Below are 15,359 nucleotides of genomic sequence, written 5' to 3' on the forward strand. Positions count from 1 at the left end.
CTACCGGAGACGTTTCGGTAGCCTTTTTAGGTTCGGACAGCATGGATACAAGAAAAAGGGGATGCATTCCACCTGCATCCCCTTCTGTCAGCAATAGGAGGGCAAAAAGTTACTGGAGCACGACCTTGCGGGTAATCCGCCCTGCCGGGTGGATCAGCACGGCGTAGTACACGCCTGCCGGACGATCGTGCAAATCAAGTTGCTGATGCAGCGCACCCACCGCCGCATGGCGGCTCAGAAGACGACCCGTAGCATCGTACAGAAGAAACTCCAGCACGGCCGATGCGGAGGCGCTTGTATAGTCTACCTGCACACGGCCCGAGGTCGGATTGGGGAGTAGTTGAAAGTCGACAGGCGCCGCGGTGTGGGCCGCCGATTGGGCCCGGGGTGTGCTGGCTGTCGGTAGGGTGTCGACGACGGTGTAGCTGATCTGCATGGCTTCGCCCGGTGTGCCCTGCCGGTCGGCGGCTGCATAAGGCGCTGCCCACAGGGTGTACGTACCGGGCTCGGCCGACCACGGGTGGTAATCGCCGGCGGCATCGGACCAGACGGCGTAGGGACATTGGTTCTCGGTGCGGCTGGCTACCAGCGTCCCGTCGCGGTAGATGCGGATGCCCACGCTCCCCACCGAATCGGCTTTGGTATCGACACGAACGTTGAACACCTGGGTCGTAAAATCGGCTTTGTCCAGCACATCGCCATCGTGCAGCGTGCGCAGCGGTTGGTCGGTGGCGGCATCGATCAGCGTAAAGCCGCTGACTTGGCTCGGAACGACCGAGAAATGAACCGTCGCGGGCAACTCCGCCACGCCCAGGCCGTTCGGCTGGGAGTAGGGAAGGGCCGTCAGTACCTGCGTGCCGTAGGGAAACGCAAAGGGTGCAAAATCGCCATTATTGTCACCGGCCAGGGCATAAGGTGCCTGGTTCTCGGTCTGTACCGGCGTCGCGTTCAGGCTAAATACCACGCTGCCGAAGGACAGGCCCGGAAACTCAACGCGGACCGTCAGGTGCGGAGGCAGGGTCGACAGGTTCAGCGTGGCGCCGTCTTTCAGTTCCATCAGGTCAGCGTCGGTATCGGCATCGACCAGCATAAAGACCGGCTCCGCCGTGATGTGGCCTTTGCCTAATTTTTCGCCCAGCTTCAGGACGATGAACTCGTTATCGTCGGGCAGACCCGCGCCCACGTGCCGCCCGATGGAGAACGGATAGTTGTTGTCGTTCAGGATGCCGATGCGTTTGTCGTTGAACACCACCACACTTTCGATGGTCACGAACGGGAAGGCAAAGCGCTCGCCCAGCCCCACGTCGCCAGGCAGGCCGGGGCCGGAAATCTGGTGCGGGTCGCGGAGGTCGAGCAGGTCGACGGCGTCTTTCTTGCCGACCAGGGCACCGTCGTCAAATAATTCGATTTCGTAGACCTGCTTGAATCCCTCCAGGTTACCCTGCGAACCGTCGCGCTCGATGATCAGGCCACGCTTCGGATTGAAGAGAATAAAGTCGCCAATGGCGGCACCGCGCGGGTGCAGCGGGTAACGGTACTGCACGCCGGTATACGACTTGCTGGGCAGGTCGAATTCGTGGATCAGCAGTTGACGCGGATCATCTCCAATCAGTGGTTTTTCCAGGAGCGGCAGCAGGCGTTTGGCCCACGGGTCGTACGCCATGCCTTCAAAGCCACCGCTGCCCTGCGCCCGCACCGGATGGTCGCGCTTGGTCTGGCGGTAGGGCCAGTAGAGGCCGCCCAGCCACGGCGTATTGGTGCCGTCCTGGTCCTGCAAGTTGGTGCCGTCGCCGCTGTCGCCCACTTTCGGGAAGTCGCCGAACAGGCAGACCGTACGGATCGCCGGGGCGTAGGCATGCACCACCAGCAGCGTGTTGAAGTCGAAGCTCTGGATGTCGGCGCGTTCTTCCAGGCCGTGCGCCATAATCACGTCGGCGACGGCTTTTGCAAACGGTTCAGTGGCGATGGTCCGTTCGGCAAACACATCCCCCCGGTTGTCGGTGTCGGTGCGCGGGTTGGTTTTCGTTTCGATGTTGAATCGCACCCGGGCGGCATTTTTCCAGCGCAACGCGGCGTTCGGGCTGCTGCTGCCGGGGCCGTAGTGGTAATAGTAGACGTAATAGTCCACAAACTCGAACAGTTGCGCGAGCGAGGGCATCACGTACGGACTCATGAGGCCTTTGGCGCTGGCGAACGCTACCGAAACCGGCGAGAGGGTCAGGTCGTTCGTCTGATCCGGTCGACCGGCCAGCAGCTGGTCGGCGATGAACGTCGTCTGAATTTCGGCCAGCGTCAGGTCTTTCACCAGCACCTCGTCTTCGTAGGTGTAGGGGGTGCCGTCGGCTTTGCGCGCTTTGGCCGATTCGATGTGCGGATCGTGGTCGAGTATGGGCACGCCGTCGGCCGTAATGCCACAGTCGGTTTCCAGGGTCGTCATCAGGTAGTCGAGCGCCGCTTCCATGGCGGGTAGCGTATTTTCCGGCCGCAGGTTGCGTCCGCCCCGGTGGCCCTGGGCGTCGAACAGGTGGACATCCAGCAGACCCTCTTCGTCCAGAAAGTCGGGTTGCCCATCGCCGTTGCCGTCGTACTGGCTCACCATCTCCCACAGCAGGGCGGGGTTATCGGAAATGATGCCGTTTACGCCCTGTTGCATCAGCTTCTGCATGCTGGCGGAGTCGTTCACGGTCCAGGCCACCACCGGATAGCCTGCACTTTGCAGTGACGAAACGTTAAAAATATCGCTGGACGCCGCGGGCAAGCCGGCGGGCGGAGTTTCGCGGCTGGGATCGAACGTCGTAGGGTCCTGGTCGTCGATCATCACGTACCAGGGCGACATGACGGGAACGCGTTCGTTACCGAAGCGTTTGGCGTGGGCGTACATGGCGTTCATAATGCGTCCGGCGCTGGCCTCTTCCAGGTAAGGGTTTTGCGGTGCGCGTACGTCCTGGCCTTCGTTTGCGAAGTCGGGCAGGGCAATCGGTGCTTCCAGCACCTTCCCCTGCGCGTCGGTGTGGAGCAGGAACGGCCCGAATTCGTCGCCAAACCAGAGCGTGCCGTCCCGGTCGCGCTGAATCGATTCGATGTCGAAGTCAGCGCCCGTCAGGAGGCGCTCGTCAGAAAACGCATTCGTGATGGCAAAAGGAATGTGTTGGTCCGGATCGTGCAGCGTGATGTACTTCAGTACCTTGATGTCGCCCTTGCCGCCGCCCTTTTTTTCGAAGCGGGGCTTGATGAGGTAGACGCGTAACAGGTAGTCGGCCGAGTTTTCGAAGCTGCCGAAGCCGTTGTCCGACATCACCCAAAACGTGCCGTTGTCGTTGGCCAGAATGGCCGAGATGCCCTGGACCGGCTGCTGGTCGACGAACGGAACGGGCTGTCCGTTGACCGACCCTTCGCCGATGCGCGTACCCGACGTAGGGCCGGGCGAAAAGGTGGCGGCATCGAGCACCGCCCGTTTGAGAAGCTGGTCGTCCTGGGCATGGGCGGCGGTAGAGAGGAGCACCGCGGCCGTACCGCCCCACAGGAGCGTTTGGGTAAGCCAGCGTGCGGATTGGGACCGCGCGCGTGGCGGAACGAGTGAAAAAGAAGGCATAGATGCGTACGTTGTGTGAAGGGATTGCGCTAAAAAAGCGATCCAAAATTCTAAAATCACCCCCCGCGGGGCAATCCAAACAGGTTATGGATTTGAGGCCTTTTAGTTACGCGAATTTTACTGTGGAGACGTGCGATTTAAAGGAAGCATAATGCCCTAAATTCGATCGAGTTGATTTTTAGCGAGATCTTGTCCCGGTTTTAGCTTTTTAGTTTTAGTAGTGTTGTAACACGCTGTATCCGAATGGCATACGCCTCGGGTTGGGGCCTTTAGTAGCGTAAGGGTGAGGCGATCTTCTGAAAAACGTCGTATTCTTCCGGAAAAAAGCGTGGGGTTAGGGTTCAGTCCTTAGCTTTGTTCGCAGATGCTAACCCTGCTGGCCGTTTGGGTGCCTCAAACCCGAAGGGCGGTCTTTCGTTCCGACACTTATGACGAGATCTGTATTCATTGCCACTGCGGAGCCGTTCAGCGGTAAATCGATGGTGGTGCTGGGCGTCCTCAATCGCCTGTTGGGCAATGCCGAGCGAATCGGCTATTTCAAACCCATCATCAACCACGCGCCGGCGCTTCAGCGGGACGTGCACATCGAAACCGTGTTGCGGTACTTCGACCTGCCCATTTCGTACGAAGCGACGTATGCCTACACGCGCGACGAAGCGCTGAAACTGGCCGAAGAGAAAAATACCGACGAGCTGATCGACACGATCATCCGGAAGTACAAGCGCCTGGAAGAAGAGTACGAATTCATCATTGTGGAGGGGAGCGACTTTGTGGGGAGCGGCGTGGCGTTCGAGTTCGGGACCAACGTGGCCTTCGCCAAAAACCTGAACGCCCCCGCCATTGTGGTGGTGTCGGGGGCCGGGAAATCGGCTTCGCAGGTGGTGAACGCGGTCATCACGACGCTCAACAGCTTTCAGGAAGAAGACGTGCAGGTGCTGGCCGCGGTTGCCAACAAGGTCGATCCCGCGCTGGTCGACGACGTGCGGGCCATGCTGCCGTCGCCCGAAAAAAGCCAGACGATTTTTGCGGTGATTCCTGAGGTACGGGAGTTGAAAAACCCGACCATGCAGGAGGTGTTTCAGGCAGTGGGTGGGCAGCTATTGTTCGGGGAAGATCTGCTGTCGCAACAGGTTGATCTTTCAGTGGTCGGGGCCATGCAAATTCCCAACTTTCTGCCGCGCCTCCGGGACAACACGCTGATCGTGACGCCCGGCGACCGCGCCGACATCATCATTGGCGCACTGCAGGCCAACATTTCGCTCAATTATCCTAAAGTGTCGGGCATTGTGCTGACGGGCGGCTTTACGCCCGACGAATCCATTCTGAAGCTGATCGAAGGGTTGCAGACCGTGGTGCCGATCATTTCGGTCGACAAGGGCACCTTCCAGACGGCCAACGAAGTGGGCGACATTCAGTCGCGGATCACGCCCGGCAACACGAAGAAAATCGAGCTGGCCATCAGCACGTTCGAAAAATACATGGACCTGCCCGCCCTCGACGAGCGGATCATCACGTTCCACTCCGAAGGGCTTACGCCCCGCATGTTCCAGTATCAGCTGGTGGAGCGGGCCAAGCAGCAGAAGCGCCACATCGTGCTGCCGGAAGGCAACGACGACCGGATTCTGACCGCCGCCGCGCGCCTCATCCAACAGGAAATCGTGGACCTGACCATTCTGGGCGATCCCACGCAAGTTGCCGCGGCCTACAACCGCCTGGGTATTCAGGTCGATCTGGAGCGGCTGCGCATCGTCAACCCGACCGAATCGCCTTACTTCGAGGACTACGTCGAGACGTTCTACGAGCTGCGGAAGACGAAAAATGTGAACCACGACATGGCCCGCGACATGATGACCGACGTGTCGTATTTCGGGACGATGATGGTTTACAAAGGCCACGCCGACGGCATGGTGTCGGGTGCGGTGCACACCACGCAGCACACGATCCGCCCCGCGCTGCAGTTTGTCAAAACCAAGCCGGGCTTTTCGGTGGTCTCGTCCGTCTTTTTCATGTGCCTGCCCGAGCGCGTGGCCGTGTTCGGCGACTGCGCCGTCAACCCCAATCCCAACGCCGAGCAACTGGCCGAAATCGCCATCGCCTCGGCCGATACCAGCCTCAACTTCGGCATTGAGCCGCGCATCGCCATGCTTTCCTATTCGTCGGGCAGTTCCGGGCAGGGCGAAGAAGTGGAGAAGGTGCGCAAGGCGACGGAACTGGTCAAAGCCCGCCGTCCCGACCTGAAAGTGGAAGGCCCCATTCAGTACGACGCGGCGGTCGATCCGGTCGTGGGGCAGCAGAAAATGCCTAATTCCATTGTGGCGGGGCAGGCGTCCGTCCTGATCTTCCCCGACCTCAACACGGGCAACAATACCTACAAGGCCGTTCAGCGCGAAACCGGGGCGCTTGCCATCGGCCCGGTGTTGCAGGGCCTCAACAAACCCGTCAACGACCTGAGCCGAGGCTGCACCGTCGCCGACATTTTCAACACGGTGGTCATCACCGCCATCCAGAGTCAAGAATGAGTGAATGGCGCGGGGCGCTTGGGGCAGAGGAACGTGTGAAGTCTGAAGTGGGAAGAAGAGGTCTTTCTGTCAAAAATCTTTCCCGCGCTACATCGATCCTCTTTACGGAGTTAGGTCCTGGGCACGCTGACAACCCCGATGGACTTTCGAACCTATGACCTGAGACTTTGACCCTATAACCTTTCAACCTTCGAACCTGTAACCTTCTAACCTCCACATGAACATTTTCGTGATCAATTCCGGCAGTAGCTCCATCAAGTACCAACTGTTTCAGATGCCGGGCGAGTCGCCCCTCTGCAATGGGATCGTCGAGCGAATCGGGCAGGAGCGGGGCGAGATCACCCACAAGGTGTACCGAAACGGAACGGAAGACGAGACGAAAACGACGGCGGCGTTTGCCGACCACGGGGCGGCCCTGGAAGCGGTGATGCAACTCCTGACCGACGCTCAGCATGGCGTCCTTCACGATCCCGGCGAGATTGAGGCGGTGGGGCATCGGGTGGTCCACGGGGGGGAGCGCTTTTCGGAAGCGACGGTGGTGACGGAAGAGGTAAAACAAGAGATTGAGCGCCTGGCTTCGCTCGCGCCGTTGCACAATCCACCGAATCTGCTGGGCATTCGGGTGGCCGAGCAAATCTTTCCGCGGGCGCAACAGGTAGTCGTCTTCGACACGGCCTTTCACCAGACCATGCCCGAGCGGGCGTTTCGTTACGCCATTCCGAACGAATTTTACCGCCAGCAGCACATCCGCGTGTACGGTTTCCACGGCACCAGCCACAAGTACGTCGCCGAACGGGCGACAGACTACCTGGGCAAGGCCGATGCCCGGCTCATCACCCTGCACCTGGGGAACGGCTGTAGCATGGCGGCGGTGCGCGGAGGGAAGTCGCTGGAGACGAGCATGGGCTTCACGCCGATGAACGGCCTCGTCATGGGCACCCGCTGTGGCGACATCGATCCGTCGGTGCTTTTCTACCTGATCAACGACCGGGGCTACGACCCTGAGCAACTCAACACGCTTCTGAACAAGCAGAGCGGCATGCTGGGTCTGACCGGACACAGCGACATGCGCGACATTGCCCGGGCGATGGACGACGGGAACCCGGAGGCCGCACTGGCCTACGCGATGTACACCTACCGCATTCGCAAGTACATCGGGGCGTATGGGGCGGTGCTCAACGGACTGGATGCGCTCGTTTTCACGGCCGGGGTGGGCGAGAACGATGCCCGCACCCGCGCAATGGCCTGCGCCGACCTCGATTTTCTGGGCATTCGCCTGGATGCCGCCAAAAACGAAGCCCGCGCCCGACACCTCCGCGAAATCAACGTGCCAGACGCGCCCATCAAAATTCTGGTCGTTCCTACCAACGAAGAACTGGAAATCGCCCGGCAATGCTTCGGGTTGTTAAAGGACTAGGAGAAATGTACGCCGCTGACCTCGGTGGACTGGAAAAGCGGCATTTGGGTAGGGATCGTTTGCTTTCTTCCAAAAATCCGTATCTTGCTTTTATTGTGTCGACCGGACACGTTAAGTAAACACCTACGCATGCTCCCTTCCTTGCCCCGCCTGGTCTGGCTGCTTCTGTTGTGCAGCTGGACCGCTGTTGCCGCGACGGCCGCACCCAAACCCCGCACAGTGGTCACCACCGACGGCGAAGTCGACGACGTCGATACCTTCATTCGCATGTTGCTCTACGCCAACGAGTTCGACCTGGAAGCGCTGGTCTACAGCAGCTCGCAGTGGCACTACGCCGGCGACGGTCAGGGCACCCGCTTTACCTCCGAGATGCCCAATACGGCGAAGCGATACGGCGAGCGGACGGAACTGCGTTGGCCCGGTACCGACTGGATGGAACGCTACATCGATCAGTATGCCGAAGTGTACCCCACGCTGAAGCAACACGCCGACGGCTACCCCACGCCCGACTACCTGAAAAGCATCGTTCGGGTGGGGAACATCGAGTTCGAAGGGGAGATGGAAAAGGTGACGCCTGGCTCGGAATTTATCAAGCAGTTGCTGCTGGACGATGAACCGGGGCCGCTCTACCTGCAGATTTGGGGCGGCACGAACACGGTGGCGCGGGCGCTGAAGTCGATCGAGGAGGAATACCAGGGTACGCCGCAGTGGGGCCAAATTTACCGGAAAGTGTCGGACAAGGCGGTGCTCTATACGGTGCTCGACCAGGATGCCACCTACCAGAAATACGTCGCGCCGCACTGGCCCGAAATCCGCGTGTTTTACAATTCCGATCAGTTCTGGAGCTTCGCGTACCTGTGGCCGCGCGTGGTGCCCGCCGAGCTGAAGACCTACCTGCGTGGAACGTGGTTTGCCGAGCACATCAAGTTCGATCACGGTCCGCTGCTGGCGTCGTATTTCCTCTGGGGCGACGGGCAGCAGATCAAAGGCGACCCGGAGCATACGCACGGGCAGCCCGACGCCGGAAAGCAGTATGGACTGCAGCAGTATGACTTCATCTCCGAAGGCGATTCACCGGCCTATTTCTTTCTGCTGGACGTCGGCTTGCGGAGTCGCGAAGACCCGTCGTACGGCGGATGGGGCGGACGCATGGTGCCCTCGCCGACCAACCCCCGCCGCTGGGAAGATGGTCCCCAGGTGAAAGATTACAACCCCTACGTCGACTCGGCCGAGACGACCTATCCGCAGACGCGCTGGATCGATGTGATTCAGAATGACTTCGCCGCTCGTGCCGACTGGTGCGTTCAGTCCTACGAGGAGGCCAATCACGCGCCGACCGTCTCGGTAAAGCATGCGCTGGACCTCACCGCCAAACCCGGCCAGAAACTCACCTTGAAAGGCGCTGCCCAGGACCCCGACGGCGATCCGGTCCAGTTTCGCTGGTGGCAGTACCAGGAGGCGGGCACGTATCCGGGAAACGTCACCCTTCTAAAACCTGAGCAGACCCAGGCGGCCGTTACCGTTCCCGCCGATGCGAAACCCGGCCAGACGATTCACCTCATCCTGGAAGGCACCGACGGCGGCTCGCCGGCCCTCACCCGCTACCAACGCGTCATCGTCACGGTGAAGTAGCCTAGATGCAGAGGGCATAGCGCAGAGGGCGAGGAAATGAATGAATCAGTGAATTACAGCATGAGTGAATAGCGCGGGGCGCAGAGGGCATAGCGGGTAATGGGTAAGGTGTGAGGTGGTGAATGAGTGAGTACGAGGCGCTTGGAGTGGAGGGCAGAGTGACGTCCGACGGCTTGAAGGCGAACGCAAGCGGCCGTCGGTCGGCTGGAGAAGAAAACAGACAGCCCTCGGAAGTGGGCAATAAACACGAGTAGGCGTTTCTATATGGCAGGGCGAACACGTTGTCCTGATACACCAATCACTTACTTAACCGATAACCAAAACGCAGTGAGAGGCGATGTTCCCAACCAAGTGTGCTCCATCTCTTTCAAGATTCTTTGAACTCTGAACTCTGAACTCAAAACTCCTAACTCTACACTTTTAACTTCCAAACCTACAACCTGATCATCCCACCATGAAACAACCTTTACGCGTATTGCTACTGCTTGTCTTGCTTCCGCTGGCGCTTCGGGCGCAGGAGGTGATGTTTGAGGCCGAGCGCCCCGGCTGGCTGCAAAAGGCCGAACAGTACAAACCGAACTTGCAGGAGACGATCCACCGCCCGCTGCATACCGTCCGGCTGGTGGAAGATGCGGCGGCATTTCAGGGCTGGAAGGCAGTAGAGGCACTGCCGATGGACAGCGTCTACGAGCGTTCATTTAAGGGGCAGTCGGGTGTGGTGCTGGACTTCGGTGAGCACCTGACGGGTTACTTCTCTTTTTCGCTGGCGGCCCTGCGCGGCACGTCCGACGCGCCGTCCCGCTTCCGCCTCACGTTCGGCGAGGTGCCGTCGGAACTGGCGACACCGTTCGATCCCTATCCCGGTTCGCTGAGCCGGGCGTGGTTGCAGGACGAAGTCATCACCGTGATGCACATTCCCGATACGATCACGCTGGAGCGGCGCATGTCGTTTCGCTACCTGAAGATTGAGCTGCTGGGCAGTTCGCCCTACTTCGATTTCCGCATCGCCGACCTGCAGTTCCGGGCGGTGACGTCGGTCGGGGAGATGCCGCCGGCGCTGGCTGCGGGGACCGATCCGCTCGTCACGCAGATCGACAGCATCGGGTTGCTGACCCTGAAAGAGTGCATGCAGACGGTCTACGAAGACGGACCGAAGCGCGACCGCCGTCTCTGGATCGGCGATCTGTACCTGGAATCGCTCGCCAACGTCTATTCGTTTCAGAACCACGACCTCACCAAACGGTGCTTTTACCTGCTGGCGGGGCTGTGCCGGGAAGATGGGTTCCTCTATTCCAACGCCTTCGAGACGCCCGAGCCTCATGCGCAACGCGGCGCGCCCTTCCTGTTCGACTATTCGTTGCTCTACAACGTATCGCTCTACGACTACCTGCAAGCCACCGGCGACCGCGCCACCGCCGAAGACCTCTGGCCCGTGGCCAAACGGCAGATGGACCACATCACCACGTACCTGAACGATGAGGGTTTGTTCGATCATCAGACGGCGACGGCCAACCGCTGGTGGTTGTTTGTGGATTGGAACGACCAACTCGACCGGCAGGCGTCCCTGCAGGGCATCATGATTTTGGCGATGAAACGGACGTACGCGCTGGCGCAGCAACTCGGCCGGGAAGGGGAGGTAACGCAACTGCCCGGGCTCATCAAAACCATGACCAACGCCGCCCGGAAGCATCTGTACCAGAAAGGGACGGGTTTGTTCGTCAGTGGACCCGACCGGCAGGTATCGTATGCCTCGCAGGCGTGGATGATCTTGAGCGGGGTAGCCACCAAAGCACAAGGGAAACGCGCCCTGCGTGCGTTGCAGACCCAGCCGAACGCCGTGCGGCCCGGCGCACCCTATTTGTACCACTATTACGTGGAAGCGCTGATTGCCTGCGGGTTGACGGACGAAGCCCGCACCGCCGTTGTCGAGTACTGGGGCGGCATGGTGAAGAAGGGCGCGGATACGTTCTGGGAAGTCTACGACCCGACGAACGAGCGCCTGTCTCCTTACAATTTCTTTCCGGTCAACAGCTACTGCCACGCCTGGAGCTGCACACCCGTCTACTTCATCCGCAAGTACCCGGAGATTTTTCAGCGGTAGTCGGGAACGGCATACGCTACCCCGCCGCACCGGAATGCGTTGACCACTCGGGCGGTAAGACGGAAGGGTTACTGACGCATCTTCAGCATGTAGTCGGCGGAGTGTTTGCCCGAGCCGTACACCAGAAAGAAGCAGGACAGCAACAAGGCAGCTGAGGCCTGCACCAGGTTGCTCACGTTCATGTCGCCGATGAAGTTGAGCAGCACGGCCGCGATCAGGATCGGCAGTTGAATCAGAATGCTGAGGCGGGTCAGCAGCCCGATGGCAATCAGCAGCCCACCGAACAGGTGTACCATCGCGATGTAGTGGACGATGATCATGGTCCAGCCGAACGTGTCGATCGGATCGAGCACGCGGATAATCTGTTCGGTTTGCGTCATGAAATCGATGCCCTTGTAGAAAAGGAAGCCCCCCAGGGCGATGCGGAGAAAATCGAAGCCGACGTTGGTGTGGGCATTGGCCCACTTGTTGAGTCTGACGATGGTATCCATGAGGTGTGGTGCGTTGGTTGTTGAGAAAAGGTAGCGTTTAATTTCCTCATTTTCAAGGGCTTGGCTAGGCCTCTTTTTAGTTCGTCCCACCACAGGCGGCCGAAGTGATGGCCCGGAAAAGGAGAGGGGTATTGTCGCCCCCCGTGCCGGAACCTACCTTTATCCGCTACTACGTTTTCCCCGTTACTTCATGACCCGACTTGAGACCGACCGCCTGGTGCTGACCGAACTCACCCTGGCCGATGCGCCCTTCATGCTCCACCTGCTCAACACGCCTGCCTGGTTGCAATACATCGGCGACCGGGGCGTGCGCACGGTCGATCAGGCCGAAACGTATCTCCTCAAAGGCGCGCTCCGCAGCTACGAAACCAGCGGCTTTGGTTTCTACCGCACGGCCCTGAAAACGGACGACACGCCCATCGGCATCTGCGGCCTGGTCAAACGCGATTTCCTGGACGACGTTGACATCGGGTTTGCGTTTCTGCCGGCGTACGTCGGGCAGGGCTATGGCTTTGAGGCCGCGCAGGCCACACTGACGTACGCCACGCAGACCCTCGGTTTCCGGCGGCTGGTCGGCATCGTGTCCGAGCAAAACCAACCCTCCGTACGGCTGCTGCAAAAGCTGGGCTTCCGCTACGAACGACACATGCGCGTACCCGGCGAAGACAAAGAAGTGCTGTTGCTGGGGCAGACGTGGTAGTGCCGGCGCGCCGCTGCGAGCGCCCTGGCCATTACCGGTGCAGTTGCGCCAGTTTGAACTGAAACACCCGCCCGATGTGCGTGGCGCGTTGCTTGGCTTCGTCGGCGACCGGGCCGGCAAAAAGCTCGTCGATGGTGGCGTGGAACAGGTTCAACCAGCGGGCAAAGTGCAGCGCGTTGATGGGCAGCGGCACGTGTTTACGAAACGGATTGCCCTGATAGCTGCGCTCGCCCAGCAGCATCGAGGCCCAGAACTGGTACATAACGGGCAAATGATGCTCCCAGTCGACGGCCGCCACACCGTTGAAAATCGGGGCCAGCACGCCGTCTTCGTTTACCTTTCCGTAAAACGTCTGCACCATCCGTTCGATGTCGGCGCGGGTCTGAATGTCGGGGCGAGGTTCGGGCATAATCAGAAAGCGTGAACACAAAAGTAAACCAGAACCCAATAGTGCAGAAAAACTTCTGAAGAAGTCGCGTACGAACGAATGAGGTTCGGACGGGCTTTTTTAGCTTTGCAGGCTGATTAGGTGCTGAGTTAGAATCACTGATGAACCATTTTGAAAAAATTGCTGCCGAGTTGCAGCTGACTCCTTCCCAGGTGGAAACCACCGTTCGGTTGCTGGACGAAGGAGCCACGGTCCCTTTCCTGGCCCGCTACCGCAAAGAAGCGACCGGTAGTCTCGACGAAGTCGCCATCGCGAACGTGCGCGACCGCGTGCAGCAGCTGCGTGAGTTGGACCAGCGGCGGGACTCGATCTTGAAATCGCTGGAGACCAACGGCCACCTAACCGACGAATTGCGCGAGAAGGTAGAACAGGCCGAAACGCTGTCGTCGCTCGAAGACTTGTACCTGCCGTACCGCCCGAAGCGCCGCACCCGCGCCACCATCGCCAAGGAAAAAGGATTGGAGCCGCTGGCATATCGGCTGTATTTGCAGGATCAGTTCGACCTGACCGAAGCTGCCCAGGTCTTTATCGATCCGGAAAAAGGCGTCACCAACGTCGACGAAGCGTTGGCCGGGGCGCGCGACATTCTGGCGGAACAGATTGCCGAAGAGGCCGACGCACGTGCCGCCATTCGGGAATTGTTCCTGAAGGAGGGCACGATTCGCAGCCGCGTGGTGCCGGGAAAAGAAGAAGAAGGTCAGAAGTACAAAGATTACTTCGAGTGGGAAGAGCGCCTTGCCGAGGCGCCGTCGCACCGGGTACTGGCCCTGCGCCGGGGGGAGAAAGAAAGCATTCTGCTGCTCGACATCGAGCCGGAAGAAGAGGAGGCCCTGAACCGCCTCGAACGGCACTTCATTCACGCCACGACGCCCGCCGCCGACCAAATGCGGATGGCGATCAAAGACGGGTACAAGCGCCTGATGAAGCCTTCGCTCGAAACGGAAGTGCGCCTGCAAAGCAAACTGAAGGCCGACGAAACGGCCATTCGGGTGTTTGCCGACAACCTGCGCGAACTGCTGCTGACCGCGCCGCTGGGACAAAAACGTGTGCTGGCGCTCGACCCTGGTTTTCGGACGGGCTGTAAGGTCGTCTGCCTCGATGCACAAGGCAAACTGCTGCACCATACGGTCATCTACCCGCACGAGCCGCAGCGTCAGACCGCCCGCTCGGAAGCCACGCTCAAGCAATTAGTGGCGGAGTACAACATCGAAGCCATTGCCATCGGGAACGGTACCGCCAGCCGCGAGACCGAAACGTTTGTGCGCGGCCTCGACCTGCCGGGGCGTCCGCTCGTGGTGGTGGTGAACGAAAGTGGCGCGTCGATCTACTCGGCGTCGGCCGTGGCGCGTGAAGAATTTCCCGACCAGGATGTGACCGTCCGCGGTGCGGTGTCGATCGGTCGCCGGTTGATGGACCCCCTTGCCGAACTCGTAAAGATCGATGCCAAGTCGATCGGGGTGGGGCAGTATCAGCACGACGTGGACCAGACTGCGCTGAAAAACAGCCTCGACGAAACGGTGGTAAGTTGCGTGAGCCGCGTGGGGGTTGAGGTAAATACGGCCAGCAAGCAACTGCTGACCTACGTGGCGGGGCTGGGGCCTTCGCTGGCGAACAACATCGTTACCTATCGCAACGAACACGGCCCGTTCCCGGACCGGCAGTCGCTGAAAAAAGTCCCCCGGCTGGGCGAAAAGGCGTTTGAACAGGCCGCAGGCTTCCTGCGCATCCGGGGCGGTGAATCGCCGCTCGACGCCAGCGCCGTCCACCCCGAAAGCTACCCGCTGGTCGAATGGATGGCCAACGACCTGGGCTGTGACATTTCGCAACTGATGCGCGATGCCTCGCTCCGGCAAAAAATCGACCTGAACCGGTACGTGACCGCGACGGTGGGGCTGCCTACGCTCCGCGATATCCTGGACGAACTTGCCAAGCCGGGCCGCGATCCGCGCGAGCAGTTCCAGGCCTTCCAGTTTACCGAAGGTGTCAACAGCATCCAGGACCTGCGCGTCGGGATGCGCCTGCCGGGCATCGTCACCAACGTAACCGCCTTCGGTGCGTTTGTCGACGTCGGGGTGCACCAGGACGGCCTCGTGCACATCAGCCAGCTGGCCGACCGCTACGTGGGCGATCCGAACGAAGTGGTGAAGGTACAGCAGCAGGTAGAAGTGACGGTGATCGAAGTCGATGTCGCTCGCAAGCGCATTTCCCTGTCCATGAAGAAAGAAGAAGCGCCCGCAGCCAAAGACGCGGCGCCCAAAGAAAAGCGCGACAAAGGCGGCCGCCCTACGGGGAAGCCGCAAAACGAGAAAAAAGGACAGGGCGGCGGCCGCAACCGGCCGGAGCGTTCGCAGAAGTCCGACTTGTCGATGGAAGAAAAACTGGCGATGCTCCGCTCTAAATTTGGCAAGGAGTAGTCGTTGCCTTCCTGACGTCTAACGCACAGCCCATTTCTGCCCAGG

The 15,359-nt window shown here is 60.0% G+C and carries 9 protein-coding genes; 6 read left to right on the plus strand and 3 right to left on the minus strand.

Going from position 1 to position 15,359, the window contains the following annotated elements:
• Positions 1-109: 109 nt before the first annotated feature.
• On the minus strand, positions 110-3,592 hold the full coding sequence (locus BLR44_RS23695) for an esterase-like activity of phytase family protein (RefSeq protein ID WP_089686854.1): 3,483 nt from the start codon (positions 3,590-3,592) through the stop codon (positions 110-112).
• 428 nt (positions 3,593-4,020) lie between these two features.
• Between BLR44_RS23695 and pta the strand changes: the two genes are divergently transcribed.
• The 4 genes from pta (at position 4,021) to BLR44_RS23715 (ending at position 11,261) form a co-directional block, all read left to right on the plus strand.
• Positions 4,021-6,111, plus strand: coding sequence for a phosphate acetyltransferase (gene pta, locus BLR44_RS23700; protein ID WP_089686856.1), 2,091 nt, complete (start codon positions 4,021-4,023; stop codon positions 6,109-6,111).
• Positions 6,112-6,328: 217 nt separating this feature from the next.
• On the plus strand, positions 6,329-7,528 hold the full coding sequence (locus BLR44_RS23705) for an acetate/propionate family kinase (protein ID WP_089686858.1): 1,200 nt from the start codon (positions 6,329-6,331) through the stop codon (positions 7,526-7,528).
• A gap of 129 nt (positions 7,529-7,657) precedes the next feature.
• Positions 7,658-9,160, plus strand: a complete 1,503-nt coding sequence (locus BLR44_RS23710) for a DUF1593 domain-containing protein (protein ID WP_089686859.1) — start codon at positions 7,658-7,660, stop codon at positions 9,158-9,160.
• Positions 9,161-9,614: 454 nt separating this feature from the next.
• A complete protein-coding gene (locus BLR44_RS23715; RefSeq protein ID WP_089686861.1) occupies positions 9,615-11,261 on the plus strand; it encodes an alpha-L-rhamnosidase-related protein in 1,647 nt (548 codons plus the stop codon).
• Between the two features lie 68 nt (positions 11,262-11,329).
• On the opposite strand, the gene BLR44_RS23720 is transcribed toward BLR44_RS23715, so the two are convergent.
• Positions 11,330-11,752 carry a DoxX family protein gene (locus BLR44_RS23720; protein ID WP_089686863.1) on the minus strand — a complete coding sequence of 141 codons (423 nt, stop codon included), beginning with the start codon at positions 11,750-11,752 and terminating at the stop codon, positions 11,330-11,332.
• 190 nt (positions 11,753-11,942) lie between these two features.
• Between BLR44_RS23720 and BLR44_RS23725 the strand changes: the two genes are divergently transcribed.
• Complete coding sequence (locus BLR44_RS23725; RefSeq protein WP_089686865.1) at positions 11,943-12,452, plus strand: GNAT family N-acetyltransferase; 510 nt, start codon at positions 11,943-11,945, stop codon at positions 12,450-12,452.
• A 31-nt stretch (positions 12,453-12,483) separates the two neighbouring features.
• Here the strand turns inward: BLR44_RS23725 and BLR44_RS23730 are convergent, their stop codons facing one another.
• Entirely contained in the window at positions 12,484-12,861 is a 378-nt protein-coding gene (locus BLR44_RS23730) for a group III truncated hemoglobin (protein WP_089686867.1), read from the minus strand.
• A 140-nt stretch (positions 12,862-13,001) separates the two neighbouring features.
• Here BLR44_RS23730 and BLR44_RS23735 point away from each other — a divergent pair, with 140 nt between their 5' ends.
• Positions 13,002-15,314, plus strand: a complete 2,313-nt coding sequence (locus BLR44_RS23735) for a Tex family protein (protein ID WP_089686869.1) — start codon at positions 13,002-13,004, stop codon at positions 15,312-15,314.
• Positions 15,315-15,359 lie beyond the last annotated feature (45 nt).

Origin of the sequence: Catalinimonas alkaloidigena (assembly GCF_900100765.1) — a bacterium.
GTDB lineage: Bacteria > Bacteroidota > Bacteroidia > Cytophagales > Flexibacteraceae > Mooreia > Mooreia alkaloidigena.

What these genes read in the sequence shown, in the direction of transcription:
- BLR44_RS23695 (WP_089686854.1), bottom strand. Translation starts at nt 3,592, where the DNA reads ATGCCTTCTTTTTCACTCGTTCCGCCACGCGCGCGGTCCCAATCCGCA.
- pta (WP_089686856.1), top strand. Translation starts at nt 4,021, where the DNA reads ATGACGAGATCTGTATTCATTGCCACTGCGGAGCCGTTCAGCGGTAAA.
- BLR44_RS23705 (WP_089686858.1), top strand. Translation starts at nt 6,329, where the DNA reads ATGAACATTTTCGTGATCAATTCCGGCAGTAGCTCCATCAAGTACCAA.
- BLR44_RS23710 (WP_089686859.1), top strand. Translation starts at nt 7,658, where the DNA reads ATGCTCCCTTCCTTGCCCCGCCTGGTCTGGCTGCTTCTGTTGTGCAGC.
- BLR44_RS23715 (WP_089686861.1), top strand. Translation starts at nt 9,615, where the DNA reads ATGAAACAACCTTTACGCGTATTGCTACTGCTTGTCTTGCTTCCGCTG.
- BLR44_RS23720 (WP_089686863.1), bottom strand. Translation starts at nt 11,752, where the DNA reads ATGGATACCATCGTCAGACTCAACAAGTGGGCCAATGCCCACACCAAC.
- BLR44_RS23725 (WP_089686865.1), top strand. Translation starts at nt 11,943, where the DNA reads ATGACCCGACTTGAGACCGACCGCCTGGTGCTGACCGAACTCACCCTG.
- BLR44_RS23730 (WP_089686867.1), bottom strand. Translation starts at nt 12,861, where the DNA reads ATGCCCGAACCTCGCCCCGACATTCAGACCCGCGCCGACATCGAACGG.
- BLR44_RS23735 (WP_089686869.1), top strand. Translation starts at nt 13,002, where the DNA reads ATGAACCATTTTGAAAAAATTGCTGCCGAGTTGCAGCTGACTCCTTCC.